Below are 23,811 nucleotides of genomic sequence, written 5' to 3'. Positions count from 1 at the left end.
CTTATGCTCTTGAAACGTAAGAACCATCTGATGTGTTGACTACAAGAGTGTCGCCTTCATTGACAAAGAACGGCACGTTTACAACAAGACCAGTTTCGGTTTTCGCAGGTTTTGTACCGCCTGATGCCGTATCACCTTTAATGCCAGGTTCAGTCTCTACCACTTTCAGCTCAACCGTGTTCGGAAGTTCGATACCGAGTGTTTCATCTTGGTACATCATGATGTGTACAGACATATTTTCAAGCAGATATTTTAATTCCTCTTCAATTTGAGTTTCACTCAGTTCAAGCTGTTCATAAGAACTTGTATCCATGAATACGTGCTGGTCTCCGTTTGCATATAAGTATTGCATTGTTTTTGTTTCGATTTGCGCTTTTGCCACTTTTTCACCAGCACGGAATGTTTTTTCCTGAATCGCGCCAGTACGCAGGTTGCGAAGTTTAGAACGGACAAATGCCGCACCTTTACCCGGTTTTACGTGCTGGAAGTCAACGACGCGCCAAATGCCGCCATCCACTTCGATTGTTAATCCTGTACGGAAATCGTTTACTGAAATCATGTTTAATGTCCTCCTATATTCCAATCACAAAATAATGAGTTCTTTTGGGGAATGGGTAATTGTCCGGTTGCCGTTTTCTGTCATCACGATGTCATCTTCAATTCGGACACCGCCTGTTTCTGGTATGTAAATGCCCGGCTCCACTGTAACCACCATGCCCGGTTCAAGGATAGCTGAAGATCTGACGGACAGCCCCGGCGACTCATGAACTTCCATGCCGAGCCCATGCCCGGTTGAATGGCCGAAGTACTCACCGTAGCCTTTTGCAGCGATATGATCCCTTGTCAGGGCGTCAGCCTCTTTGCCTGTCATGCCCGGCTTAATATGTTCGACGCCGAGTGCCTGAGCATCAAATACGACCTGATAAATTTCTTTCAATTGATCACTAGGCTGGCCTACAGCGACCGTTCGGGTAATGTCAGAACAATATCCTTTATAGTAAGCGCCAAAATCCAGCGTAACAAGATCCCCGCTTTCAATCAGTTTGTCACTTGCCACCCCATGGGGAAGGCTTGACCGAAGGCCCGAGGCGACAATCATATCAAAAGAAGAGCTGTCCGCTCCTTGGCTTCTCATATAAAACTCCAATTCATTGGCAACAGCTATTTCAGAAATGCCGGGTTTCATAAACGTCAAGATATGGCTGAAAGCATCATCTGCAATCTTCGCAGCTTCCTCTAATATCTTAATCTCTTCATTAGACTTAATCAAGCGCAACTTTTCCACGGATTCAGCCACAGGCACTAATTCAGCCTCACTGACAACCGCGTTGTAGGACGCGTATGTGCCGTAGGTCATACTGTTTTGTTCAAAACCAAGACGTTTGATGCCGAACTTTTCAATTGTGTCGGCAGTGGTTTGAATCAGGCTGCCGCCGTGCTCAATGATTTCAAAGCCCTTTACCTGAACCTTCGCCTGCTCCGTATAACGGAAATCCGTAATAAACGCAGCCCTGTCTCCGGATATGACAGCTAAGCCCGCTGACCCTGTAAAACCGGTCATATAGCGCAAATTGATGCTGCTTGTAATCAGCATTCCGTCTATCCCCAGCTGTTCGAACAAGTTTCTTAATTTCTCAAGTTTCATCTTTATTCTCCCCCTTGCTGGCTTAATAAATAGCGAACAGCAAGCTTGTAGCCTTCAGATCCGAGGCCGACAATCTGCCCTTTCGCAACAGGAGCGATCACTGACTGATGCCTGAATTCTTCTCTGGCGTATAAATTTGATAAATGCACCTCAACCACAGGAGGGCTGATGCTTGAAACAGCATCCCTGATTGCATAGCTGTAATGGCTCAGCGCGCCCGGATTCAAAACAATTCCGTCATATTGTTCCTCAGCCTCGTGTATGGCGTCTATCAAATCGCCTTCATGATTAGACTGGAAAAAAGTAAGCTGAATATGTAAGGCTTCAGCAAATTGAAAAAGATCTGTTTCAATATCTGTCAGTGTGTGACGCCCAAATACATCCGGCTCACGCTTCCCCAGCCGATTGACATTCGGGCCGTTCAAAATCAAAAAATGAGGCACATGGCTCTCTCCTTTTCGCGAGGGTTTCTCATGTAAAAAATGTTCACTTCTCGTGAACATTTTATCATAACAAAAAAGGATAATACACTATTCTCTCTGTGTTCCCAGCGCACGTGCCAGCTTTTCCGAGTTCAGCTCATTATATTCAAATGAAATTGAATATCCGACAAACAGCCCGTAAAGCAGATAGATGCAAATTGTTGTAATAATCGTATCTGATTTCAATTCAGTTACGGCGCGCACATCTTGGAAAATCGGATTAAACACAAAAAACACGAGCAGCCAAAGCAGCAAGCCGTATAACATACCAGGCCACATCGTTTTCAAGCGTTTCAAGAGAAGATAATAAAGAAACGCCCCGCCAATCGAAATGATGCCAATCACAATGATGCTGATAATCGTTCCTAAACCATGTTTTTTCCACTCTCCGAGTACAAACGGCTGCAATATCATATTGGGGCTGATTTCGGAAAAATGAAATAAGTAGGCGATATAACCGACGAAACTCCATAATACGCCTCCGCAAAAACCCGTCGCCGCTACCCTGCCGCCCATTGGCACAGGCGGTCCCTGATCCTCTTTTGTTTGTTCGTTTTGATCTGTATTTTTTTCACTTGTCATAACGGCCACCTCCTTGTTAAAGTGTGCCCAAAAAATGAAATGTCAATAAAAAAGCTCACACATTTTGACAGCAGCGAGTAAAATTTGAAAATAACGGGTATACTGTAGAAAAAGCAAGGCTCTGGCAAATTTTCAGCCCGTCAATCTAGAGGTTTCGCGCTGTTTCCTGTACAATAGAGTGAAAGGAAATAGTTAGCAATCCTAAAGAAATAGGCAGGTTGATGAATATGTCAAAACATAAAATTCCGCCCGCTTACGGCGGGCAGGCGGTTGTGGAAGGCGTTATGTTTGGCGGAAAACACAATTACGTTACGGCCATACGAAGAACAGACGGAAGCATTAATTTCTTCAAGCTTCCCCGGAAACACAATCCGAAGCTGAACAGGGTAAAAAAAATACCATTTATAAGAGGGATCGCGGCTATTATTGAAGCGAGCGCTAACGGCACAAAGCATTTGAATTTCTCGAGTGAACGCTATGGACTTGATCCGTCTGAGGACGAGACGCTTAAGGAAGAAAAAAAAGCCTCGGGGCTGTCAATGTATCTCAGCCTTGCAGTGATCGGCGTCTTATCATTTTTGTTCAGTAAATTCGTATTTACATTGGTTCCTGTTTTCTTAGCTGAACTGACAAGACCGGTTTTTCCATCGGACACAGCGCAAATCGCAGTTGAAAGTCTATTCAAATTGATTTTGCTGCTCGGTTATATTTATTTTTTATCCATGACACCGCTGATTAAAAGAGTGTTTCAATATCATGGAGCCGAACATAAGGTCATAAACTGTTATGAACAGAATTTGCCAATTACTGTAGAGAACGTTCAAAATCAATCACGGCTTCATTACCGCTGCGGGTCCAGCTTTATTTTATTTACCATTATTGTCGGTATGTTTGTATACTTGCTTGTTCCGACAGACCCGCTTTGGTTGCGTGTTATAGATCGTGTCGCTCTCATACCGGTTGTACTTGGGATTTCCTTTGAAGTGCTGCAGCTGACAAATAAAGTGCGTGATATTCCCGGTTTGAAATGTCTCGGGTACCCGGGCCTCTGGCTTCAGCTGTTAACGACGAAAGAACCTAAGGATGACCAAGTTGAAGTTGCAATCGAAAGCTTTAACGAGCTTCTCAGACTCGAAGAAAGATCTGAACAAAAAGAGCAGCCTTCTCACAACGTCATCTAATATCCGTTGCCCTGCTATTACTTTCGGAGGTGGACAGTTATGAATCATCGTGTACAACCTATTATTGCTGTATTAATTGCGCTGGGAGCGTTCGGTTTCCTCTATGTGCTGGTAACCAATCCCGGAGAAATGGCAAAAATGGCGATAACCGTCATCTTGGCAGGTATCATTATTTATTTTATTGTGAAATATGTAATGAAGCGAAATACTGGCAGTGAAGGAGCGGCTTTTAAAAAAGCGGCCAAACAATCGCGGCGCCGGCTGAAAGAACAAAAAGCAAAGCACCGTGCCGGGCATAAAGGACGGGTAAGCCATCTGCGAAGCGTTCCGAGCGCCAGCAAACCTAAGCCGATGATTCTCAAGAAAAAAAGCCAGACGCAGCTGACTGTCATAGAAGGGAAAAAAAATAAAAAGAAAAACAGAGCGCTTTTTTAATAGGTCCACTGCTTTAAAAACTGCTCTGTCCGACTTTTACCTAGCTCAATCAGGGCTAGTTTTTTTTGTTGTGTTAAATGAAATTCGGTCGCCATCACGTTGTCAACCGGAAGAAAAATGATATTTTGCTCATAGCGTGACGCGATATGTCTTGCGTCATGCGCATCCTTCATCGTTTCAAACAGAGCGCCAAACAGTTCGAAAGCGTTTCCGATATTTTTTTTCGGCCGCTCCCTTTCATTCGGCGCAAGCGTCACACCGATAACAGGTCGTTTTCTTTCTTTAGAAAACAGCCATATGGGAAAATTGCTTAAAACGCCCCCATCCACTACGGTGGCAGTTCCTGTATCTGTTTTTAATTTTATTGGTTCAAAAAAATAGGGAATGCTGCAGCTCATTCTTACTGCTCTGGCAACCGGAAACATATCCGGATTTAACCCGTAGCGGACCAAGTCGTCCGGCAGCACGATCATTGTGCCGTTTGTCAGATCCGAAGCAATGAGCCGCAAAGAGCCTTTTTTCAAATCGCCAAAGACGCGTACGCCTTTCGCTCTTAAAAGGTCGGCGATCCACTTTTCTAATGTGTCTCCTTTAAACAAGCCCAAACGCCAGTAAATGGACACCCATTGGAGCATTTTTAAGGGGAGAAATGAGTATCGCTGGTCCAGCAGCCTCTCTCCGTCCACTTCTTCAATCAAAGCGTGAATTTCCTTGCTTGAATAACCTGATGCAATAAAAGCGGCAATAACGGCGCCGGCGCTTGTGCCGGCAAGCCGTGCAAAGCGGAAGCCTTTTTCCTCAAGCGCTTCATAAGCGCCGGCAAGCGCCACGCCTTTTACCCCTCCGCCAGAAAACACACCGTCAATATACATCCCATACCCTCCCCCTCCATCCAATGGTTTACTATCATTTTAAGAAAATACGCGAAGAAATAGACCAATGAATGAAGCAGGGCGCATTTCATCAAAAAAAGGCGGCCTCCTTTGAGACCCGCCTTTTTACTGATTATGATGTTCTGTTTTCTTTTGGATTGATTTCAGCTCTTTTTTACGCGCATCGTCTTCTTCAAAATATTGAACAAGATCACCGATGCGATCAATGCTGTTCCAGCTTAAATGATGCTCGATTCCTTCGACATCGTTATATATTTTCTCTTCATCAACACCAATGATTCTTAAAAACTGCTCAAGCAATTCATGTCTGTATACTAGCCGTTTGCCTATTTTCTTTCCTTTAGACGTTAGCACGAGACCGCGATATTTTTCATAAATTAAATATTCGTCTTTATCTAGTTTTTGAACCATTTTTGTTACAGAGGAGGGGTGGACTGCCAATGCTTCCGCGATATCAGAAACCCTTGCATATCCTTTTTCTTCAATCAGCATATAAATCTGTTCAATATAATCTTCCATACTTGGTGTCGTCATCGAAACCCTCCCAAAAAGCACCTTAACTTTATAAATCATTACAAGTTTACACTAATGAACTTGAAAAAACAAGGATGCTCTGCAGGCCAAAAAGCCCTTTTTACCGCTTATAATTCCATTCATCAGAAGCATATTTTGTTTCTGCCAAGTCCTGAACAAAATCAAGCTCTTCCTGGGATAATTCGTATGGCTCCAAGTGAATATTCAAGCCGGTTTCAAATCCGGATTTAAAAGCCTTGCGTGCATCGTCCATCGTCACCGGGTGATCAGTGAGTTCATTAATCGCAACCGCTTTATTTTTAAAATTGCGCTGCATCCGCTCTCTGACTCTTTCACTCGGATACAAAAACAGATCAAACAGCTTGTCCTCATCCAAATCAAGCAGAATGGAGCCGTGCTGAAGGATGACGCCTTTTTGTCTCGTTTGCGCGCTTCCCGCCACCTTGCGTCCCTCGACAACAAGCTCATACCAGGACGGCGCGTCAAAACAAACGGATGAGCGCGGGTTCTTTAAGCTTTCTTTTTCTTTTTCGGTTCTCGGAATGGCAAAATAAGCGTCCAGACCAAGATTTCTAAAGCCTTGAAGTATGCCTTCTGAAATAACCCGATATGCCTCGGTTACAGTCGCCGGCATTTCCGGATGATCCTCAGAAACGATTACGCTGTATGTCAATTCCTGATCGTGGAGCACCCCTCTTCCTCCGGTCGGGCGTCTGACAAATCCAAGCTTATACTTATGTACTGCTTCAAAATTGATTTCCTTTTTAATATTTTGAAAATAACCTACAGAAAGCGTCGCCGGATTCCAGCCGTAAAAACGGATGACCGGAGGAATTTTCTTTTCACTGTGCCAATATAAAAGCGCTTCATCAAGCGCCATATTGAAAGCCGGGCTTGCATTTCCTGAGTCTATAAACCGCCAAGTTTCTTTTTCCATTTTGAGACCTTCCTTACCGTTTTAATAGAATCAGTTTAACAAACTGCCGGGAAAATGAAAAATATTTTAGTTCCATTATGGATGACAATCGCGCCGTGCTTTACTATAATAGTATTTGTCGAAAACGTCTCTATGCCCTTGTTTAAAGAAGCAAGGTTTTGATTTTATACGTTAAAGGAGTAGAATCACATTGTCTAATATGATCGTTTTAATTATTTTTGCTGCGTTTATCGTCTATATGATTGCTTCATATGTCTATCAGCAGCGAATTATGAAAACACTTACGGAAGAAGAATTCCGCGCTGGTTACCGCAAAGCGCAGCTTATCGACGTTCGTGAACCGAATGAATTTGATGGCGGACATATTTTAGGCGCCCGCAACATTCCGCTTTCTCAGCTGAAACAGAGAAAAAATGAAATCCGGCCGGACAAGCCTGTCTATCTGTACTGCCAGAACAGTGTCCGCAGCGGACGCGCGGCACAAACCCTGCGCAAAAACGGCTGCACTGAGATTTATAACCTTAAGGGCGGCTTTAAAAAATGGGGCGGAAAAATTAAAGCCAAAAATTAAAAAAACAGCTGTCTGATATCAGACAGCTGTTTTTTTATTTTACAAGTTCGCTACTTACATTTTTCTCATATCTAAGTACAGGCTGTCTGGCTGCTTTTGTTTCATCCATTCTTTTGACGATTGTTGTATGCGGAGCCTCCTGTACGAGCTCCGGAGTTTCCTCTGCTTCTTTCGCAATTTGGATCATAGCATCAATAAATGCATCCAGTGTTTCCTTGGATTCTGTCTCTGTCGGCTCAATCATGATGCACTCCTCAACATTAAGCGGAAAATAAATTGTAGGCGGATGATAGCCGAAATCGAGCAGCCGTTTTGCAATATCCAGCGTACGCACCCCAAGCTTTTTCTGGCGTTTCCCTGACAATACAAATTCGTGCTTGCAATGGCGGTCAAACGGCAGATCGTAATAAGGGGCAAGCTTTCTCATCATATAGTTGGCGTTCAGCACCGCGTTTTCAGTAACGGCCTTTAACCCGTCCGGGCCCATAGAGCGGATATACGTATACGCTCTGACATTGATGCCGAAGTTGCCGTAATAAGGCTTAACACGGCCGATCGCGTGAGGGCGGTCATAGTCAAAAGTAAATCGCCCTTCTTTTTTGATTAAAACGGGTTTTGGCAGATAAGGAATCAGATCTTCTTTTACGCCAACCGGACCTGAACCCGGACCGCCTCCGCCGTGAGGCCCTGTAAAGGTTTTATGCAAATTAAGATGCACCACGTCAAATCCCATATCACCGGGTCTCGCTTTACTTAACACGGCATTTAAATTAGCGCCGTCATAATACAGCTTTCCTCCGGCTTGGTGAACGATTTCCGCCATCTCGGTGATCTGTTCCTCAAATAATCCGAGTGTATTCGGATTCGTCAGCATAAGAGCTGCGGTTTCTTCATTTACCGCTCTTTTTAAATCCTCTAAATCAACAAGCCCGTTTTCATTCGATTTCACCGTCACCGTTTCAAAACCGGCAACTGTTGCAGACGCAGGATTTGTCCCATGAGCTGAATCGGGGACAATGACCTTTGTCCGTTTCATATCTCCGCGCGCCTCATGATAAGCGCGGATCATCATCAGTCCCGTCCATTCGCCATGCGCCCCCGCCGCGGGCTGAAGCGTGACCTCATCCATTCCCGTAATTTCCTCGAGATGCTTGCTTAAGTCATATAAAAGCTCCAAAGCGCCTTGCACTGTGTCTTCGTCCTGAAGAGGATGAATCGCGGCAAAACCGGGAATCCGCGCGATTTTTTCATTCAATTTCGGATTGTATTTCATTGTACAGGAACCGAGCGGGTAAAAGCCCGAATCAACCCCGTGGTTCCGTCTGGACAATGCTGTGTAATGCCGCATAATATCCAGCTCAGAAACCTCCGGCAGCTCTGCGTCCTCATCACGGATATAGCTGTCTGACAAGAGGTCCTCCACTTCCATTTCCGGTACGTCAAGCTCCGGCAGACTGTAGCCGACACGGCCTTCTCTTGAAAGCTCAAAAATAAGTGCCTGATCCTGATTATTCATGGCGATCCCCCAATTCCTGAATGAGTGCGTCAATTTCTTCTTTTGTTCTCAGCTCTGTTACGGCAATAAGCATATGGCGGTCAAGCTTCGGATACGTCAGACCCAAATTGTAGCCGCCGATGATCCCATTTGTCAGCAATCTTTGGTTTACCGATTTCACAGGTTCATCTAGTTTGATAACGAATTCGTTAAACATCGGCCCGTCAAACATTACGGTGAGCCCCGCTTTTTTCGCTTCTTGCTTAGCATAATTGGCTTTTAAGAGATTTTGGCGGGCGATTTCTTTTACGCCGTTTTTCCCGAGAGCCGTCATGGCGACGGAAGCGGCCAGTGCGTTTAAAGCCTGGTTCGAGCAGATGTTTGACGTCGCCTTATCCCTGCGAATATGCTGCTCTCTGGCTTGCAAGGTAAGCACAAAACCTCTTTTTCCGTTTTCATCCTCCGTTTGTCCGACGAGGCGGCCCGGCACCTTTCTCATTAATTTTTTCGTGACCGCAAAAAAACCGCAATGGGGTCCGCCGTATGCGGAAGGAATCCCGAATGGCTGTGCATCGCCAACCACAATATCAGCCTGAAAAGCGCCCGGCGGGGTCAGAAGTCCCAATGCAAGCGGATTGGCTGAGACAATAAACATGGATTTTCCCTGATGAGCGATCGGCTCAATATCCTTCAACGGCTCAACCAGACCAAAAAAGTTCGGGTACTGCACAATGACTGCCGCCGTATCGTCACAAACGGTTTCGCGCAAAGCATCAAGATCAGTCACTCCATTTGCGGCAGGGACTTCAACAACTTCAATATACTGTCCTTTTGCATATGTTTTCAGCACTTCTCTCGATTCAGGGTGCACGGTTGTTGACACCACAATTTTTTTCTTTTTCGTATGACCGGAGGCAAGCATCGCGGCTTCCGCCAAGGCTGTTCCGCCATCATACATAGAAGAGTTGCTGATATCCATGCCTGTTAATTCACAAATCATCGTTTGAAACTCGAAAATCGCCTGAAGCTCTCCTTGAGAAATTTCCGGCTGATATGGTGTATAAGCTGTATAAAACTCAGACCTTGAAATGACATGATCCACAATAACCGGCTGATAATGATCATATACACCGGCGCCTAAGAAAGATGCGTATTGAACGGTATCACAGTTTTTAGACGCCAGCTTTGTCAGTTCTTTTGTTAATTCTGTTTCTGATTTTGCCTTTTTGATTTGATACTCTTTTTTGAATCTGACGTTCTCAGGTATATCGGCGAATAAATCATCGGTCGTGTTAGCGCCGATGGCATCAAGCATTTCCTGTTTATCCTTTTCTGTCGCGGGCAAATAGCGGTGCTTCATGTGTTGACCCCTCTCCAAAGAAAAATTTTTAGCGTTTATAAAATGGTGTTTTAACTACCTTTGCTTTCACTAATTTTTTGCGAATCTCCACTTCTACAACAGTTCCGATCTCACTCGCTCCAGCATCAACCAAGGCTAGGCCCACGTTTTTCCCCAATGTCGGTGACTGGGTGCCTGTTGTCACCTTTCCGACGGACTTGCCGCTTTGAAACACTTCATATCCGTGTCTCGGTATTCCTTTTTCAATCATTTCAAGACCGACGAGCTTTCGTTTCGCCCCGTTTTCTTTCTGTTCACTCAATACAGACTTCCCGAAAAAATCAGACTCTTTTTTTTGTTTTACGGCAAATCCTATACCTGCTTCAACCGGCGTGATATCCCGAGTCAGCTCCTGGCCATAGAGCGGGAGCTTCGCTTCAAATCTGAGTGTATCACGCGCCCCTAGCCCGCATGGCATAAGCCCATGTTCTTCACCCGCTTCAATGATTTGTTTCCAAATTCGGACGGCGTCATCAGCACGGCAGTAAATTTCGAACCCGTCTTCACCCGTATAGCCGGTGCGCGAAATGAGTGCTTTGCAGCCGCTGATATCAGCTTCATCAATAAATGCAAATGGTTTTAAAGCAGACACATCTGAAGCTGTCAGATTTTTTAAGATTGTTTCTGCCTTCGGGCCCTGCACGGCCAAAAGCGCAATCTGATCTGACAAATTGTGAATCTGGACATCTCCTGCTGCGTGTTCTTTAAGCCAAGCAAGATCTTTATCTATATTTGAAGCATTTATGACAAGCAAATAGCGGTTTTCAGCTTTTTGATAGATGAGTAAATCATCAACGGTGCCGCCATCCGGATAGCACATCGCAGTATATTGCGCACGGCCGGTTTTTAACGCGGATACATCATTTGTCATCAGCTTTTGTAAAAAAGACAGACTGTCATCCCCCGTGATTTCGACTTCCCCCATATGAGATACATCAAACAGCCCGGCTGCTGTTCGGACAGCCTCATGCTCTTTTTTGATTGAAGAAAATTGAACAGGAAGCTCCCAGCCTCCGAAATCAATCGTTTTCCCTCCATATTCCTTATACAATTCAAATAACGGTGTTCTTTTCAGCATCAAATTCCTCCCCTTTTTCAACGGCGCAGCTAAAAAAACATACAAAAAAGGACAGAGAAACACCTCATATTAAATGAAGGTTCTCTGTCCTGGCACCTGAAAGTTTACTTTGCAATAGCAAAGACGTCCCCTTTGGTGGCTTGCGCATTTCACACAAACACTCTCCAGAGTTGCGTCGAGCAAGAGTTCTTTTGCCTGAGAGATTCACTCCGCAGTTTGCTCCTTCGGCGCCTGTATCCCGTTTTCTCGGTCAGGTCTCTCCCCTTGCTGTCATTCGCTCATATTTTCATGCTGTTATGGACATACTATAGCAATATCTTACATCAAATACATACTCATATCCTACCATCATCACTATATGCGGGGCAACAGCAATTTGGGCGGATTTTTCTTATATTGTTCATTTAAAAAATTGAAGAATATGAAAGGCGGTTTCACAGTAATGAATGCAGAAATCACATATGATACAAAATGGCCCGAAGAATTTGCCGAAAGACTGAAAAACGACGGTCCGTGGTCAAACTGGGAGCTGTACAAGCTTTCATCAGAAATCCAGAAAACATTGGCGATTCCTGAATTTGAAGGCTTGCGGGCCCCATTATATCTCCCTTCCTTCACGCCGCTTCCCCATCAGCTTGAGGTTGCGCAGAAGGTTGTTGAAAAAATGAACGGAAAAGCGATTTTAGCAGATGAAGTAGGGCTCGGCAAAACTGTTGAAGCCGGACTGATTCTAAAAGAATATATGATTCGCGGGTTAGCCAAAAAAATTCTGATCCTTGTGCCAGCTTCACTTGTTTCGCAGTGGGTGAAAGAGCTTCAGGAAAAATTTTTGATTCCGGCTGTTGAGCAAAAGAAAAGCTATGTGTGGGAGCAGTGCGATATCGTCGTGTCCTCCATCGATACGGCAAAGCGCTCACCCCACCGGGAAATTGTGCTGTCAATCCCATATGATCTCGTCATTATTGATGAGGCCCACAAGCTCAAAAATAGCAAAACAAAGAACTATGAATTTGTCCGGAATCTTGTGAAAAAATACTGCCTGCTGCTGACTGCGACGCCAATCCAAAACCGTGTTGAAGAAATATTCAATTTGGTTTCATTATTAAAGCCTGGTCATTTAGGCAATCAGAATCACTTTCAAGAAATGTTTTCTAAAAAGAAATCCAGCTTAGAAGCGCATGATCATTTAAAAGATCTAGTGAATAAAGTTATGATTCGCAACAGGCGGCATGATACCGGGCTGAATTGGAAGCAGCGCCGCGTCGAAACAGTGCCGATTGAATTTTCTCCATCAGAGCAGGCGCTTTACGATGAGATTTCCCGCCTGAAAGAAAGCATTAACAAACCGGCCAGCATGTTCTCCATTATGACACTCCAAAGAGAATGCTGTTCAAGCAGGGAAGCTGTGTACATGACACTGAAAAAAATGCTCGACCAAAAAGAAAAACAGGCACCAGCCATTGATGAACACACCATTTCTATATTAATGGACCGCATCAATCAAGTAACGCAAAATTCTAAAGCGAATCAAGTCGTCGACCTGATTAAAAAGATAGACGATAAAGTCATTATTTTTACAGAATACCGTGCCACTCAAATTTATCTGCAGTGGTTTCTTCAGCAACACGGCATCAGCTCTGTGCCGTTCAGAGGCGGATTTAAACGCGGAAAAAAAGACTGGATGAAGGACCTTTTCCGCGGGAAGGTTCAAGTTCTGATTGCAACTGAAGCAGGCGGCGAAGGGATCAACCTGCAGTTTTGCAATCACATGATCAACTATGATTTGCCATGGAATCCGATGCGGCTTGAACAAAGAATCGGAAGAATCCACAGGCTCGGGCAGGAGCGTGACGTCCATATTTATAACATGGCTACCAAACATACAGTGGAAGAGCATATTTTAAAGCTTTTATATGAAAAAATTCATTTATTTGAAAAAGTGGTCGGCGAGCTTGATGACATTTTAACAAAAATTCAAGTCAACAATTTTGAAGAGCACCTGCACGATATTTTGTACCATTCGGCAACCGAAGAAGAAATGAAAATTAAAATGGACAACTTAACCTCATTTTTGTCTTATAAAAAACAGCAGCCCGCTGAAAAAAGAGGTTCTTAGCCGCAAGGAGGTTTTACAAGTGAGACAGCAAGAGGTTCACCAATTTCTGCTTCGTTTTTTCCAGGCAAACAGCTGTCCGATCATCGACCAAGGCCCCGGTTACATGACGGTTCAGCTTACAGTTGAAATGGACAAACAGATCATGAATCGGCCTTTTTACTGGCACTGGCGCGAGAAGACCGGCGGCGACCCGAATCCGATGAAAATGACGTTCATTACAGATAAGGAATCTGCTCCAAAAGACCTAGATGGCGAATTTATTTATTTCGGGGCGCCACGCCTGTTTCAAATCTTTAAAGCAGTTAAACAAAATGGGAGATTTACCAGAATGTATGAGAAAATTGAATCAGCCGGAGCGAAAATTCCGCTTCAGCCTTGGCTTGGTATAAATGTCATGATTTCATACCAGTCCGACATGAAAAAGGATAAGCTATTGTCACTAGGTCTTCACCTTGTCTCTGGAACCATGATTGAAGATTTTCAAAGTAAGCTCGTACAGCTTTCATTGACATCACAAATATGTGACTATTGTTTCACCATATCGCCTATGATCAAACCTGAAAGCGGTCTTAAGCGGATGGAGAGCTACATTACCCAAGCCGCTATGCAAGAACCGTCAGACTGGGCAGAGCAGGCGGTAAACAGGTGGCAAAACGATATGAAATTGCTTGATCAGTTTTATGAGCATACAGAAGAAAAACCAGAAGAGTACCATCTTGAAAAACAAGCGTTAAAAGCCTTGTATCAACCAAAGATATCAGTTCAGATCGAAAATGGCGGATTATTTTTTCTGCAAAATAATATTTCGAGCTAACTTTTTTCAGATTCGACATCGTTCTCGTTTTTTTTGGAAAAATGCTATTATAATAAAGGTATATTGGAAAAAAATTCTGGCTATTCAATTAGCAAATGACTTCCAGAGACCACAGAAGGCGTACAATGGTCATGGCCGGACTGGCTGAAATACATAAACAAGTATTTTAGGAGGAGAAACTGCATGAAAAATGCAAAACAAGAGCACTTCGAATTAGATCAAGAATGGGTTGAATTAATGATGGAAGCCAGAGAAGCAAATATCAGCCCTGAGGAAATACGCAAATATTTACTTTTAAACAAAAAGTCTGCTCATCCTGGTCCGGCAGCCAGAAGTCATACCATAAATCCTTTCTGAATGTGCTATAATATCACAAGGAAGGTGATGACATTGATTGGCCAGCGTATTAAACAATACCGTAAAGAAAAAGGCTACTCACTATCAGAACTAGCAGAAAAAGCTGGGGTAGCGAAGTCTTATTTAAGCTCAATAGAACGAAATCTACAAACGAACCCCTCCATTCAATTTCTCGAAAAAGTCTCCGCTGTTCTGGACGTCTCGGTTCATACTTTGCTTGATGAAAAACATGAAACCGAATACGATGGTCAATTAGATAGTGAATGGGAGAAATTGGTTCGCGATGCGATGACATCTGGGGTATCGAAAAAACAATTTCGTGAATTTTTAGATTATCAAAAATGGAGAAAGTCCCAAAAAGAGGAGTAGTGCCTGAGCAGAGGCACTTACTCCTCTTTTGTCAATGAACATAAGAATGGCTCAGTACGCATGTACTGAGCCACCTCTTTTTTCTATTAATTTTTATCCTCGCTATGCGCTTTTTCATTTTCTTTAATGTAACCGTCTTTATCAGTATGTTCCTTTTTGATTGTCAAGCCATTCCACTGTGTTGCTTCGAATGAGAATTGAAGCTGTAATGAGTTGCCTTGATATTTATTTTGAACCATTTGTCCCTTTTCATCTTTTGTTTTATCGTCTTTAAATTGAATTTCCATTTTAACCTGGTCAAAATCAGTCGGTGTTTTTGGAACACCGTCATATTCAGGAGCGGTTTTACCGTCAATTGTCGCTATATTGACTTTTCCGCTTGCGTTTAAGAATTTAGGATCAATTTGATTTTTAATTTTTTCAGTCGCCGCAGCATCATTCTTAGAGGACATTAAATATAAGTCTTTAAGGTTGGCATCATCTAAAATGATGTTTTTCGGATAGCCATTGCCTCCCTCTTTGCCGACTGTCAATAATGTAACCTCAAACTGGCTTAGAAAATCTTCTGGGGATGTATTACTTCCCCCGTTTGCTTTAAATTCTCCATAATTCAGCGCCATTAATACCTCTTTGATCGCAAGAGAGCCGTTATTTTCGAATTGGAAATCTTTTGTCAATTTATCTCCCGGCTTTAGATTTGATAAGTTGACACTGGCTGAATTTTCTTTCGCTGCTAAATCAAGCGTGCCTGATGCAAAAGTAGCATCCGTTGATTTAATATCGTTAAATGCTGCCCATGTTCCTCCTCCTACTAAAGCTAACCCTAGTGCTGCTGATGCAACTCCTAAACTCAATTTCTTTTTCATACCCATGGTAAACTCCCCTTTTATTGAATGATTATATTATCGAAACCTGTTGCCAGGTTTACAACTGATGTTAAGTGGACATCGTATTGTCCTTTGTCTCTGTTTCCAAGGCTTTCGTCTTTCTTTCAATCTCTCTGATCGCACTGCTGATTGTCACAAAGGAGTAGATCAGCAGCATAACGCCGGGAACAATCAGTAAAATAGCAGTGCCGATCGGCTGACTGGCAAAATGAAGCATGTAGCCGGCATAAGGAAGCTGAAAACCTGTATATTGCGCGCGGACATTTTCATCCGACACAGGCGCAGAATCAGCTGCGGCGTTATTATCCCCTTTTGTTTGGAATAACAAATGATCGCCTTGCTTTTTCATATCAATAATTCTATGGGTCACCGCTGTGTCTTCATCCTGCATAAATGTGATCACGTCGCCCTTTTGGAGCTCTTTCACATCTGTGATTTCTTTAACGAGAATTAATGAGCCCGTTTTAAATTCAGGGTCCATTGAGCCAGACAGTACTGATTTTAGCGTGTACCCGAACACTGCCGGCTCTCCCCCGGATGAACGTGTTGATATGACAACTAGCGTTAACACAATAATCAGAGTAAAGATGATTACGTAAAGGATATTACTGATCAGCTTTAATGCTTTTTTCATCCTCTTCCCCGCTTTCCTTCTGAACTGGTTGATTTTCTTTGTCTTCAGTTACGGCTTTGTCAGCTGTTTTTTCTTTATCAGTTTTGTCTTTTCTGTCACTGTCTGCTTGATTGTGCTGATTTTTTACAGCCGGCTGACTTTCCTTTTTCGGTGCTGTCGGTTTTTCGTCACACTTCACAATTGTCATTGGTTCCGACCACTCAGATTTGCTGCCGTCCGCCGGATAGCCGGCCGGTTTATATACTTTAAACGCATAAATGCCGGGTTTCACTTTTTTATTTGTTTCAATTTTGTAAAGTGATTCGCCTATTTGGGTGGAAACGTATCCTTTATCTATGACGTTCCCGTCTTTTAGCGGTTTGCGGGTGTTTGCCAGTTTATGAAGCTCCCACTTCCATTTCGATTTCGTAAGTTTCTCGCCTCTGTTTTCCAGCTCGGCAAATAGACGAACAGGGGAACAGACAGTACCTTTTGTATCTGTTTGATTCACCACGTGTAAATCACTTTGGTCCCACCGTTTATCATAATGACAGTTTTTATCTGTATGCTGAAAGTTCTCACACGTTTGAAGCGAAACATCAAAGTTTTCAATATCATAAAAAGCAGCGCTTGTATCTCCGATAAATTGTAAGCATATAGCGGCTGTCAGACTGAATATGGCTGTAAGCTGAAAAACAAGCAGCACTCTTAATTTTGTCTTAGCCTTATGCTGATTGCGGAACAATCGAAACATACCTTACCCCCTGTAAAACACTGTAACTTGATGTGACAATCGTTCTTTTTTAAGAACCACACAAACTGAGTATACTCAACGATTGAAGGATTTAAAAACGCCGAAATTCGCCATTTTGTTCGTTTAAAAGAATATTTTCATCATATTGCATAGCCTTACTCAATATTGCTCATCTTTTTAAGTTTTTAGAATTTTTTAGGATTATTATGTGAGAAATTAAACGCATATCCGGTTAACATTTGGCAATAATAAACAACAAAGAAAGGGTGACGGCTTATGATCAAACAATGTGTGATTTGTCTGTCTCTTCTCGGTTTCGGCACCAGTGCCGCTCAAGCAGAAGAAGGGCCGCTTGTAACCGCCCGCCACATGTCAAAATGGGAAGAGCTTGCTGTAAAAGAAGCAAAAAAAAGGTACCCGCTCGCACAGGTACTGGTTAAACAAAAAGTTTGGGACCGCAAAAGAAAAGACGAAGCTGTGAAGCAATATCATTTAACCCTGAGAGAAGGCTCAAAGGAATTCGGCGTGTTTGTCACAATTTCTTTCGATCCTCATAGTCAAAAGGTGAATAAAATTGCAATTTTAGAAGAATATCAATAAGGTCCTCCATGTGAAGGACCTTGTTCGTTATATTGGTACAATTTATTTTTTTCTTTTCAGCCATAACCTAAAACCATAAGGTAAAATACCGAACCAATGCTGAGAAGCAGGCGTTTTTGTTTCTTTTCGAACCTCTTTTCGTTCTTTTCGCTCATCTTTTGGAGTGTCTATATATTTCACAAATTGCTGAGTCATATATTTGACATAATCATTCGTTTTCACGTGATCACCTCATCATTCAGTTATTATGAAGTGTTGGCTCACACGACTTTTTTTATACACATACCGCTGGTTTATTCTGTCCAGCTCAGCAGTTTTTTCTGATTTTGATCGAACAGCAGCTGAGCGCTTTTTTCTGTTCCCGACTCTGTGATGGCTTTAAGGGTGATTTCTTGCTGTTCTTTTATGGTTGTTTTGCGAATATCATAAGAAACATGTCCATATTGAAACTGCTGTGAACCCTTTCGGCCTGGTCTGTGCTCAAGTATATGCCTGATGGATAGAAGCGCGCCATTTTGCAGCAGATTTTCTCCTGTGTAATACTCTTTTGTTTCCTTCTCAAACATATGGCGTGAAACAAATTGAGGGGCGGTGAAATTCACAATCAGCATCACAAGGGCAAATGTAAAAAGAACAGCCGGATAGATAAACCCTTTTGAGTAGTACATTCACCCACCTCCTAACGACGTATATACCGGAAAAGCGGTTTGATACTCTTTATCATTCTCATTCTTGACTTTCAGCCAAAGCATCCCGTTTTTAACCTCGGCTTTCATTGTTTTAATATGGTCAAGAATCGGAACATGCCCTTTTTCGTCTACTCTTTTCCTGATCATTGAATGGTAGATTTCGAAACGGACCTCTTGCCCTGACAGATTTCTGCAGATTAAGACGCTGCCATGCTCATCTGTCTGCACTGTCTGCGACTGCTTGCACTCATTCATGATCTGCTCTACCGAAATGACCCATTCCCGCTGCATGAAGCCCTCATTCTCCTGTTGACGTGACAAAAATAGATGAAAGAACATCGCTAACGATCCTGATATGAGCAAATAAGCAGAGAGCGAAAATAATACATTAAGAAGCGTATAGCCAGTCTGTCCGCAAAATGCTGAGGCAAAATGGCTTGTCTTTATAGGAGTCTTGTGAGATGCATACGTTTTGATACTCTCCCTCCTCCTCCCATGTCATCGAGTATTTGCTATTGTTCATCGAAACAGTTTGTGACGAATTTCCTTTTCCTGTAAGCATATATTTGCCTATGCTTTCATTAACAAGCTGATAACCAATTTCTCTCGACTCCGCTATATGTTCATCAGCTATCAGCTTGTTCCACAACGGCACGATCGTCAGAAGCATAAAGAGCCATATGCTGAGGGCAGCCATTGTTTCAATTGTAGAAAAGCCTTTATTTTCTCTCCACATTCACTCTTCCGCTCCCTAAATAAACTGTTATGTCATAGGCGGCACGTCCTTTTATACGGATTTTCCCGCCTATATTCGGGTGCCCTTTCTCGTTAAATTCCAAGCGGTCTTTTAATGTCAGTAACTCTGCCGAAAGCCCGTTATGATAAGTACGGTCTATAACAGTGTCACCTATGATTAATTGATATTTTTTCTCTTGAAAAAGAATCTTTGTTCTTTGATGATTGGAAATTGCGGTCTGCTGCGCAAGTAAAATATCATTTTTCAGCTGGTATACTGTCTGCCGTAATGCTGTATTTTCATAAACAGGAGGAAGCGTGGTAAACACCGCAATCAGCATAATAGAGGCGAGGCTTAAAACAAGCAGGCTTTCTAAAAGGGTGAATCCAGCTTCCCTTTTTAATTTAATGTTCAACCTTAACCTCCCCGCCGGTAATGATAATTTGCTTTCCATTTGGACAAACCGCATCTTTTTTCACATAACCTTCTGCCTGTAAATCGCCGAGGCTTGGTGTCTTCCCGTCATGATCGAGTTCATATGCTGTTACCTGCGCCTTTATCATGTTTTGCAGGCCTTCACAGCCCTTTTTCTGAATGGTTTGATTATGTTTTGTTACATTCGGTATGGTGATCAATAGCAAAATAGAAATAATAAAGAGCACGATCAGCATTTCCACAAGTGTAAACCCTTTCTCATTCATCAGCCTCTTCCTTTCACATTTGATTCATCATCTGATACATAGGCAGTAGCATCGATAGATAAACAATTAAAATCATCCCTGCGACAAATCCGTAAATAATGGGCTGAAGAATACCTGTCCATTTTTGTGACTTGTCCTCAAGCCGCTGCAATATAAACTGGCTGTATGTGAAGAGTTCCCGATCCAAGCGGCCGCTTAGCTGGCCATGAGATATCACTTTTGAAAAATCATTTTCGTAAAAAGGCCGTTTGCATAAAGCAGCTTCAATGGTTTCACCGGCTTTTAACCGTTCAATCATTTGTTCAGCTTCATGGCGGTAAAAAGGGAGAAACGTTTGCTTCCTAAATGCTTTCAAACTGTCATAAATAGAAAGACCTGATGCAAGCAGACTGCTCAGCTGTAAAGAAAAAAAGTAGCTGTTAAACAGCCTGACCAGCTTTCCAAACAAAGGAATGCTTACGCAAATGAGCATTTGATGGTCAGGGGATTTTTTCTTGAACACAAACCAATAATAAACACCTATTCCTGCAGCCAAAATGGCCATTAATATGAACACAGCATCAAGGTGCTGAAAAAACGCAAAAATGAAGTCTGTTGTGCGTGACGTTTCTACATTCATCGATTGATAAATACCGGAAAACTGAGGGATGATGATGTTTTGCAGCATATAAAGCATGACAACAACGGTAAAGATGAGGAAAAGAGGATATCGCAACACCCTTTTTATCTGTTCTGCCTGCGCTGCTTTTCGTTCCAGCAGCTCTCCGCTCTGAATCATGGAAGCCGGCAATTCCCCATGTGTTTCAGCAAAATAACAAATACCGACGGCTTCCTTATGAAATGACAAGCTCTTTAATACATGGTAAAACGATTTCCCTTCTCTCAACCGTCTTATTGCGTTAGCCAAGTCCGCCAGCTGCCTTTTATTCATTTGCAGCTGCATCAGGCGCAATCCGTCTAAAAGACTGTATCCGCCCGCTGTCATTTCACCCAGCCTTTTCAGTAAATAGGCTTGATCCTTTAGCGGCCAAACTTTTCTAATCTGTTTCATGATAAACCCACCGGTCATAGTTGTTTGTCGTTAAATAGCCGAGCGCAATCCCTTTTCTTATAATTTGACGCAGCGTTTGATATTGGTAATTTGCATTGTCCCCTTTCGCTTCCTGGATACACTGCTGAAGGTTTTTTCCGTAAAGCAGCTCGTATACGCTTGCTCTCCTGACATTTCGTGACAGGCGGCAATACACTGATGAACATCCGTCTTCACAAAACGGGCAAGCCAAATCAACTAAACGCTGAGCCGCTATCGCAATAACCGTTTGCTCGATTTCATTCATATTAATGCCAAATTCAAGCAGCCTGTAAATCGCGCCCTTCGCATCTCTCGTATGAAGGCTCGTCAGCACTAAATGACCAGTCATCGCTGCCCGCACCGCGATCTGGGCTGTTTCAGCGTCTCTAATCTCACCTAAAATGATCATATCGGGGTCATGGCGCAAAATAGCCTTCAGTCCTGTGGAATATGTGACACCGGCTTTTTCATTCACCTGCACTTGAAGAACATCTTCATCCCTCGTTTCTACTGGATCTTCAAGTGTGACAATGTTTCGATTAAAATGTTTTTTTGCATATTGGATCAGAGAATATAATGTTGTTGTTTTCCCAGAGCCTGTTGGCCCGGTAAAAATCAGCATGCCGTGGGAGTGTTTTAAAAATGATAGCAAGGTGGCTCCTGTCTTTGGGAATAAAGACAGTTTGTCAATCGAAGGGATATTATACTGAGGCATCACTCTGATGACGAGGCTTTCTTCGTTAATTGTCGGGAGCGTTGACATCCTTAAGTGAACGTCACCCTCTTTTAATTTTAGAGTAAGAGATCCATTTTGCGGCTTTCTTCTTTCCCCTATATCCATAGCTGAGAGAAACTTAAAATGAGAAATGAGCCTTACACACTCTTCTTTTTTCATGTTTCGCTTTTTCAGCAATGCATGGTCAACCCGAAAATGAATGATTGCGTCCCGTTCCCTCGGCACAATGTGAATGTCAGAGGCCTTCGTCCTATATGCCTCTTCAATTAAATTTTTGCTTATTTTTTCTATCGAATCCACTTTGATTCCCTCTCCTTTCAAAGCGTATTGTAGAAAAAGAAGACATGGTAATCAAACAAAAAAAATGTGATTTTCTGATGTATTTACAACCTAAAAAAACATTTCACTCCTATCAAAAATAGAAATTCAGATATATGTATCACATCATTTTCAATTTTAATAAGGATTTGAAAAGAGATTGATGGACAGATGTACGCAGTCCGGATCTGGCATCCAAAGAAGGATTTATAAATCGGAGTTTGACGCTTTCTAAAAATGGCGAATCAGTTTATTGTATACAAAATAAAAAAGGAAGAGGCAGTTACCTCTTCCAAACTGTTTGTTATGCTGATTTAGAAATTTCACTTAATGCTTTTCCGGCTTTCTGGTCTGTGTTTTTCTTAACGGAAAGGTCGCCTAACGCAACAATACCCGTTAAACGTTCATTTTCAAGAATCGGTAAACGGCGGATTTGATGCTCTGCCATGAGCTGACTCGCTTCATCAGCAGACATATCAGGATGACCGGAAACGATTTCTGTGCTCATGATATCACTTGCTTTCGCCTCCATTTGATCTTCAGCTAAGCTTCTGGTGACAATGTCCCGATCCGAAACGATGCCTTGAAGTCTGCCGCTTTCACAAATTGGAATAGAACCGACATTGGAGTCTTTCATCTTTTTGGCTAGTTCAGTGACTGATGCAGTTGGCTCGCAGCATTCTACATTCGCAGTCATGATATCTCTTACTTTCATTTCAATTCCTCCTTTACCGTGTTCTATTTATTCTTTATCCGCTTCACAAAAAATGAAACATTCTACAGTATCCGCCGTTTTCGAGATTTCTTTTTATCCTTCCGTTCCTGCAGCATATCTCCCGTCCAGCCTTTCTTCTTCAAATATAGGTAGATTAGGACTGTAGAAGTGATAATCAATAAGAGAGAAAAGACATAACCGTATTTCCAATTCAGCTCAGGCATCACGGAAAAGTTCATCCCCCAGAGGGCACCGAGTGCTGTAACCGGCGTAAACAGCGTCGTGAAAATGGTCAGCGCTTTGAATATTTCATTTCCCCTGTGAGAGGTAATGACTTCCTCTGAATGCAACAGACTATTAAGCTCCCCTTCAAATTCGCTGATGTATGTAAACCCCCTGTCAATTTTGAGTTGTATCCGCTGATAAACCTTTTTACTATCATTTTGGAGCAAAAAGGTTTCTTTCAATGCCATTTCAATTTTTTTAGTGCTTAGGATTAAGTTTTTCCAGACCATCAGCTCATGGTGCAGGAGATGAACACGGTTTAAAATGCTTTTGCTATTGTCGTCTTTGATTTGCCATCTGAGCTTTCTCAGCTTTACTTCAAATTCATCTACACCGATTAGATACGCATTCATTAACTCGCCGAGAAGGATCAAAAATCCCTCCATGGTACTATCCGCTCTCTCCATTTGCTGGACAACTTGTTTTCCCTTAATCCCCTCCAAAATCGAAAAATCAAAGTTAATTGTGAAAAAATATTGCCTAGTAATATAGAAATGAAAAACGGTATGGTCTTTTTCCTCGCCAAGCCCCTGATCATATACGATCGAGCCAAATACCGCTTCATTCTCAGCTTCTGTTGTATCCACGCGCAAAAAGTTAATATGATGATTATTTTCAAACCACTTTTCACATTGCGGCCAATGAGAAAAATGGATCAGATCTCTTGCCTTATCTCTTTCCTGAGGCCCCATTTGGTACCAAAACCAATCCCCACCTGTATGTACCTTCATGTTACGATCCTCCAGACTTTTATTCTTTTGTTCTTTAATTGCCCAAGGAGAAGCATTCCTAAACCATTTAGGCACTTCATCACATG

31 protein-coding genes and 1 riboswitch are annotated in these 23,811 nt (G+C 42.6%); of the genes, 8 read left to right on the top strand and 23 right to left on the bottom strand.

The features are described from left to right. Nucleotide 1: 1 nt before the first annotated feature. The 4 genes from efp to UJ203_RS03235 form a co-directional block, all read right to left on the bottom strand. Nucleotides 2-559, bottom strand: coding sequence for an elongation factor P (gene efp / locus UJ203_RS03250; protein WP_024122022.1), 558 nt, complete (start codon nucleotides 557-559; stop codon nucleotides 2-4). A gap of 24 nt (nucleotides 560-583) precedes the next feature. Next, nucleotides 584-1,645 (bottom strand): aminopeptidase PapA, encoded by a 1,062-nt coding sequence (gene papA, locus UJ203_RS03245; RefSeq protein ID WP_101861027.1) that lies wholly within the window; start codon nucleotides 1,643-1,645, stop codon nucleotides 584-586. Between the two features lie 2 nt (nucleotides 1,646-1,647). Continuing rightward, nucleotides 1,648-2,088, bottom strand: a complete 441-nt coding sequence (gene aroQ, locus UJ203_RS03240) for a type II 3-dehydroquinate dehydratase (RefSeq protein ID WP_105955586.1) — start codon at nucleotides 2,086-2,088, stop codon at nucleotides 1,648-1,650. 87 nt (nucleotides 2,089-2,175) lie between these two features. Further along, nucleotides 2,176-2,709, bottom strand: coding sequence for a YqhR family membrane protein (locus UJ203_RS03235; RefSeq protein ID WP_069487192.1), 534 nt, complete (start codon nucleotides 2,707-2,709; stop codon nucleotides 2,176-2,178). Between the two features lie 227 nt (nucleotides 2,710-2,936). Between UJ203_RS03235 and UJ203_RS03230 the strand changes: the two genes are divergently transcribed. Both UJ203_RS03230 and UJ203_RS03225 read left to right on the top strand, forming a co-directional pair. Then, nucleotides 2,937-3,890 (top strand): DUF1385 domain-containing protein, encoded by a 954-nt coding sequence (locus UJ203_RS03230; protein WP_105955585.1) that lies wholly within the window; start codon nucleotides 2,937-2,939, stop codon nucleotides 3,888-3,890. Nucleotides 3,891-3,929: 39 nt separating this feature from the next. Next, entirely contained in the window at nucleotides 3,930-4,325 is a 396-nt protein-coding gene (locus UJ203_RS03225) for an SA1362 family protein (RefSeq protein WP_044154629.1), read from the top strand. On the opposite strand, the gene UJ203_RS03220 is transcribed toward UJ203_RS03225, so the two are convergent. The 3 genes from UJ203_RS03220 to lipM form a co-directional block, all read right to left on the bottom strand. Next, nucleotides 4,322-5,197 carry a patatin-like phospholipase family protein gene (locus UJ203_RS03220; RefSeq protein ID WP_024122028.1) on the bottom strand — a complete coding sequence of 292 codons (876 nt, stop codon included), beginning with the start codon at nucleotides 5,195-5,197 and terminating at the stop codon, nucleotides 4,322-4,324. The genes UJ203_RS03225 and UJ203_RS03220 overlap by 4 nt on opposite strands. 126 nt (nucleotides 5,198-5,323) lie before the next feature. Beyond that, nucleotides 5,324-5,752 carry a transcriptional regulator MntR gene (gene mntR, locus UJ203_RS03215; protein ID WP_010334908.1) on the bottom strand — a complete coding sequence of 143 codons (429 nt, stop codon included), beginning with the start codon at nucleotides 5,750-5,752 and terminating at the stop codon, nucleotides 5,324-5,326. A 100-nt stretch (nucleotides 5,753-5,852) separates the two neighbouring features. After that, nucleotides 5,853-6,689, bottom strand: coding sequence for an octanoyltransferase LipM (gene lipM, locus UJ203_RS03210; RefSeq protein WP_105991979.1), 837 nt, complete (start codon nucleotides 6,687-6,689; stop codon nucleotides 5,853-5,855). A 190-nt stretch (nucleotides 6,690-6,879) separates the two neighbouring features. On the opposite strand from lipM, the gene UJ203_RS03205 reads away from it, so the two are divergent. Further along, nucleotides 6,880-7,260: a rhodanese-like domain-containing protein gene (locus UJ203_RS03205; protein ID WP_010334910.1), complete on the top strand. Its 381-nt coding sequence runs from the start codon at nucleotides 6,880-6,882 to the stop codon at nucleotides 7,258-7,260. A gap of 34 nt (nucleotides 7,261-7,294) precedes the next feature. Here UJ203_RS03205 and gcvPB read toward each other — a convergent pair whose 3' ends face one another. The 3 genes from gcvPB to gcvT are packed head-to-tail and all read right to left on the bottom strand — an operon-like array spanning nucleotide 7,295 to nucleotide 11,232. Further along, entirely contained in the window at nucleotides 7,295-8,776 is a 1,482-nt protein-coding gene (gene gcvPB / locus UJ203_RS03200; protein ID WP_044154625.1) for an aminomethyl-transferring glycine dehydrogenase subunit GcvPB, read from the bottom strand. Continuing rightward, complete coding sequence (gene gcvPA, locus UJ203_RS03195; RefSeq protein WP_322008590.1) at nucleotides 8,769-10,115, bottom strand: aminomethyl-transferring glycine dehydrogenase subunit GcvPA; 1,347 nt, start codon at nucleotides 10,113-10,115, stop codon at nucleotides 8,769-8,771. Before gcvPA ends, gcvPB begins: the two co-directional genes overlap by 8 nt. A 28-nt stretch (nucleotides 10,116-10,143) precedes the next feature. Next, the gene (gene gcvT / locus UJ203_RS03190) at nucleotides 10,144-11,232 is read right to left on the bottom strand and encodes a glycine cleavage system aminomethyltransferase GcvT (RefSeq protein WP_322008589.1); all 1,089 of its coding nucleotides are present in this window, start codon (nucleotides 11,230-11,232) and stop codon (nucleotides 10,144-10,146) included. Nucleotides 11,233-11,405: 173 nt separating this feature from the next. Continuing rightward, a riboswitch (glycine riboswitch) is annotated at nucleotides 11,406-11,506 on the bottom strand. A 168-nt stretch (nucleotides 11,507-11,674) separates the two neighbouring features. Between gcvT and UJ203_RS03185 the strand changes: the two genes are divergently transcribed. The 4 genes from UJ203_RS03185 (at nucleotide 11,675) to sinR (ending at nucleotide 14,888) form a co-directional block, all read left to right on the top strand. Further along, nucleotides 11,675-13,348, top strand: a complete 1,674-nt coding sequence (locus UJ203_RS03185) for a DEAD/DEAH box helicase (protein ID WP_322008588.1) — start codon at nucleotides 11,675-11,677, stop codon at nucleotides 13,346-13,348. Between the two features lie 19 nt (nucleotides 13,349-13,367). Further along, nucleotides 13,368-14,162: a YqhG family protein gene (locus UJ203_RS03180; protein ID WP_024122035.1), complete on the top strand. Its 795-nt coding sequence runs from the start codon at nucleotides 13,368-13,370 to the stop codon at nucleotides 14,160-14,162. Between the two features lie 183 nt (nucleotides 14,163-14,345). After that, nucleotides 14,346-14,519: an anti-repressor SinI gene (gene sinI, locus UJ203_RS03175; RefSeq protein WP_024122036.1), complete on the top strand. Its 174-nt coding sequence runs from the start codon at nucleotides 14,346-14,348 to the stop codon at nucleotides 14,517-14,519. Nucleotides 14,520-14,552: 33 nt separating this feature from the next. Further along, entirely contained in the window at nucleotides 14,553-14,888 is a 336-nt protein-coding gene (gene sinR, locus UJ203_RS03170; RefSeq protein ID WP_003226345.1) for a transcriptional regulator SinR, read from the top strand. 86 nt (nucleotides 14,889-14,974) lie between these two features. On the opposite strand, the gene tasA is transcribed toward sinR, so the two are convergent. The 3 genes from tasA to tapA all read right to left on the bottom strand — a co-directional run bounded on the left by tasA (nucleotide 14,975) and on the right by tapA (nucleotide 17,142). After that, the gene (gene tasA / locus UJ203_RS03165) at nucleotides 14,975-15,760 is read right to left on the bottom strand and encodes a biofilm matrix protein TasA (RefSeq protein WP_322008587.1); all 786 of its coding nucleotides are present in this window, start codon (nucleotides 15,758-15,760) and stop codon (nucleotides 14,975-14,977) included. Between the two features lie 64 nt (nucleotides 15,761-15,824). After that, nucleotides 15,825-16,409 carry a signal peptidase I SipW gene (gene sipW / locus UJ203_RS03160; RefSeq protein ID WP_322008586.1) on the bottom strand — a complete coding sequence of 195 codons (585 nt, stop codon included), beginning with the start codon at nucleotides 16,407-16,409 and terminating at the stop codon, nucleotides 15,825-15,827. Then, nucleotides 16,381-17,142, bottom strand: a complete 762-nt coding sequence (gene tapA / locus UJ203_RS03155; protein WP_322008585.1) for an amyloid fiber anchoring/assembly protein TapA — start codon at nucleotides 17,140-17,142, stop codon at nucleotides 16,381-16,383. The genes sipW and tapA overlap by 29 nt, the downstream gene beginning before the upstream one ends. A 276-nt stretch (nucleotides 17,143-17,418) precedes the next feature. On the opposite strand from tapA, the gene UJ203_RS03150 reads away from it, so the two are divergent. Next, nucleotides 17,419-17,742, top strand: a complete 324-nt coding sequence (locus UJ203_RS03150) for a YqzG/YhdC family protein (protein WP_024122040.1) — start codon at nucleotides 17,419-17,421, stop codon at nucleotides 17,740-17,742. A gap of 42 nt (nucleotides 17,743-17,784) precedes the next feature. On the opposite strand, the gene UJ203_RS03145 is transcribed toward UJ203_RS03150, so the two are convergent. The 10 genes from UJ203_RS03145 to UJ203_RS03100 form a co-directional block, all read right to left on the bottom strand. Next, nucleotides 17,785-17,964: a YqzE family protein gene (locus UJ203_RS03145; RefSeq protein WP_003236949.1), complete on the bottom strand. Its 180-nt coding sequence runs from the start codon at nucleotides 17,962-17,964 to the stop codon at nucleotides 17,785-17,787. 71 nt (nucleotides 17,965-18,035) lie between these two features. Further along, nucleotides 18,036-18,410 carry a competence type IV pilus minor pilin ComGG gene (gene comGG / locus UJ203_RS03140; RefSeq protein WP_101864528.1) on the bottom strand — a complete coding sequence of 125 codons (375 nt, stop codon included), beginning with the start codon at nucleotides 18,408-18,410 and terminating at the stop codon, nucleotides 18,036-18,038. Beyond that, a complete protein-coding gene (gene comGF, locus UJ203_RS03135) occupies nucleotides 18,411-18,794 on the bottom strand; it encodes a competence type IV pilus minor pilin ComGF (protein WP_322008584.1) in 384 nt (127 codons plus the stop codon). 25 nt (nucleotides 18,795-18,819) lie between these two features. Then, nucleotides 18,820-19,167 carry a competence type IV pilus minor pilin ComGE gene (gene comGE, locus UJ203_RS03130; protein ID WP_322008583.1) on the bottom strand — a complete coding sequence of 116 codons (348 nt, stop codon included), beginning with the start codon at nucleotides 19,165-19,167 and terminating at the stop codon, nucleotides 18,820-18,822. After that, on the bottom strand, nucleotides 19,151-19,582 hold the full coding sequence (comGD, locus tag UJ203_RS03125; RefSeq protein WP_322008582.1) for a competence type IV pilus minor pilin ComGD: 432 nt from the start codon (nucleotides 19,580-19,582) through the stop codon (nucleotides 19,151-19,153). The genes comGE and comGD overlap by 17 nt, the downstream gene beginning before the upstream one ends. Then, on the bottom strand, nucleotides 19,572-19,868 hold the full coding sequence (gene comGC / locus UJ203_RS03120) for a competence type IV pilus major pilin ComGC (protein WP_010334925.1): 297 nt from the start codon (nucleotides 19,866-19,868) through the stop codon (nucleotides 19,572-19,574). The genes comGD and comGC overlap by 11 nt, the downstream gene beginning before the upstream one ends. A gap of 13 nt (nucleotides 19,869-19,881) precedes the next feature. Further along, nucleotides 19,882-20,919: a competence type IV pilus assembly protein ComGB gene (gene comGB / locus UJ203_RS03115; protein WP_322008581.1), complete on the bottom strand. Its 1,038-nt coding sequence runs from the start codon at nucleotides 20,917-20,919 to the stop codon at nucleotides 19,882-19,884. Beyond that, entirely contained in the window at nucleotides 20,906-21,976 is a 1,071-nt protein-coding gene (gene comGA / locus UJ203_RS03110) for a competence protein ComGA (RefSeq protein WP_305934795.1), read from the bottom strand. Before comGA ends, comGB begins: the two co-directional genes overlap by 14 nt. Before the next feature lie 322 nt (nucleotides 21,977-22,298). Further along, the gene (locus UJ203_RS03105; RefSeq protein ID WP_322008580.1) at nucleotides 22,299-22,709 is read right to left on the bottom strand and encodes a CBS domain-containing protein; all 411 of its coding nucleotides are present in this window, start codon (nucleotides 22,707-22,709) and stop codon (nucleotides 22,299-22,301) included. Between the two features lie 62 nt (nucleotides 22,710-22,771). Further along, nucleotides 22,772-23,725: a magnesium transporter CorA family protein gene (locus UJ203_RS03100; RefSeq protein WP_105991987.1), complete on the bottom strand. Its 954-nt coding sequence runs from the start codon at nucleotides 23,723-23,725 to the stop codon at nucleotides 22,772-22,774. Nucleotides 23,726-23,811: the final 86 nt, after the last annotated feature.

Origin of the sequence: Bacillus sp. V26, assembly GCF_034296245.1 — a bacterium.
Classification (GTDB): domain Bacteria; phylum Bacillota; class Bacilli; order Bacillales; family Bacillaceae; genus Bacillus; species Bacillus halotolerans.
The sequence above is the reverse complement of the archived record's forward strand: the minus strand, read 5'-3'. Positions and strand labels throughout refer to the sequence as shown.

Excerpts from the sequence above, each read along its gene's own strand:
- UJ203_RS03225 (WP_044154629.1), top strand. The coding sequence starts at position 3,930 with ATGAATCATCGTGTACAACCTATTATTGCTGTATTAATTGCGCTGGGA.
- tapA (WP_322008585.1), bottom strand. The coding sequence starts at position 17,142 with ATGTTTCGATTGTTCCGCAATCAGCATAAGGCTAAGACAAAATTAAGA.
- comGE (WP_322008583.1), bottom strand. The coding sequence starts at position 19,167 with ATGTGGAGAGAAAATAAAGGCTTTTCTACAATTGAAACAATGGCTGCC.
- UJ203_RS03150 (WP_024122040.1), top strand. The coding sequence starts at position 17,419 with ATGATCAAACAATGTGTGATTTGTCTGTCTCTTCTCGGTTTCGGCACC.
- gcvT (WP_322008589.1), bottom strand. The coding sequence starts at position 11,232 with ATGCTGAAAAGAACACCGTTATTTGAATTGTATAAGGAATATGGAGGG.
- sipW (WP_322008586.1), bottom strand. The coding sequence starts at position 16,409 with ATGAAAAAAGCATTAAAGCTGATCAGTAATATCCTTTACGTAATCATC.
- efp (WP_024122022.1), bottom strand. The coding sequence starts at position 559 with ATGATTTCAGTAAACGATTTCCGTACAGGATTAACAATCGAAGTGGAT.
- UJ203_RS03185 (WP_322008588.1), top strand. The coding sequence starts at position 11,675 with ATGAATGCAGAAATCACATATGATACAAAATGGCCCGAAGAATTTGCC.
- UJ203_RS03100 (WP_105991987.1), bottom strand. The coding sequence starts at position 23,725 with ATGAAGGTACATACAGGTGGGGATTGGTTTTGGTACCAAATGGGGCCT.
- UJ203_RS03220 (WP_024122028.1), bottom strand. The coding sequence starts at position 5,197 with ATGTATATTGACGGTGTGTTTTCTGGCGGAGGGGTAAAAGGCGTGGCG.
- tasA (WP_322008587.1), bottom strand. The coding sequence starts at position 15,760 with ATGGGTATGAAAAAGAAATTGAGTTTAGGAGTTGCATCAGCAGCACTA.
- papA (WP_101861027.1), bottom strand. The coding sequence starts at position 1,645 with ATGAAACTTGAGAAATTAAGAAACTTGTTCGAACAGCTGGGGATAGAC.
- sinI (WP_024122036.1), top strand. The coding sequence starts at position 14,346 with ATGAAAAATGCAAAACAAGAGCACTTCGAATTAGATCAAGAATGGGTT.
- lipM (WP_105991979.1), bottom strand. The coding sequence starts at position 6,689 with ATGGAAAAAGAAACTTGGCGGTTTATAGACTCAGGAAATGCAAGCCCG.
- mntR (WP_010334908.1), bottom strand. The coding sequence starts at position 5,752 with ATGACGACACCAAGTATGGAAGATTATATTGAACAGATTTATATGCTG.
- comGC (WP_010334925.1), bottom strand. The coding sequence starts at position 19,868 with ATGAATGAGAAAGGGTTTACACTTGTGGAAATGCTGATCGTGCTCTTT.
- UJ203_RS03105 (WP_322008580.1), bottom strand. The coding sequence starts at position 22,709 with ATGAAAGTAAGAGATATCATGACTGCGAATGTAGAATGCTGCGAGCCA.
- gcvPA (WP_322008590.1), bottom strand. The coding sequence starts at position 10,115 with ATGAAGCACCGCTATTTGCCCGCGACAGAAAAGGATAAACAGGAAATG.
- comGB (WP_322008581.1), bottom strand. The coding sequence starts at position 20,919 with ATGAAACAGATTAGAAAAGTTTGGCCGCTAAAGGATCAAGCCTATTTA.
- gcvPB (WP_044154625.1), bottom strand. The coding sequence starts at position 8,776 with ATGAATAATCAGGATCAGGCACTTATTTTTGAGCTTTCAAGAGAAGGC.
- UJ203_RS03235 (WP_069487192.1), bottom strand. The coding sequence starts at position 2,709 with ATGACAAGTGAAAAAAATACAGATCAAAACGAACAAACAAAAGAGGAT.
- comGG (WP_101864528.1), bottom strand. The coding sequence starts at position 18,410 with ATGTACTACTCAAAAGGGTTTATCTATCCGGCTGTTCTTTTTACATTT.
- UJ203_RS03230 (WP_105955585.1), top strand. The coding sequence starts at position 2,937 with ATGTCAAAACATAAAATTCCGCCCGCTTACGGCGGGCAGGCGGTTGTG.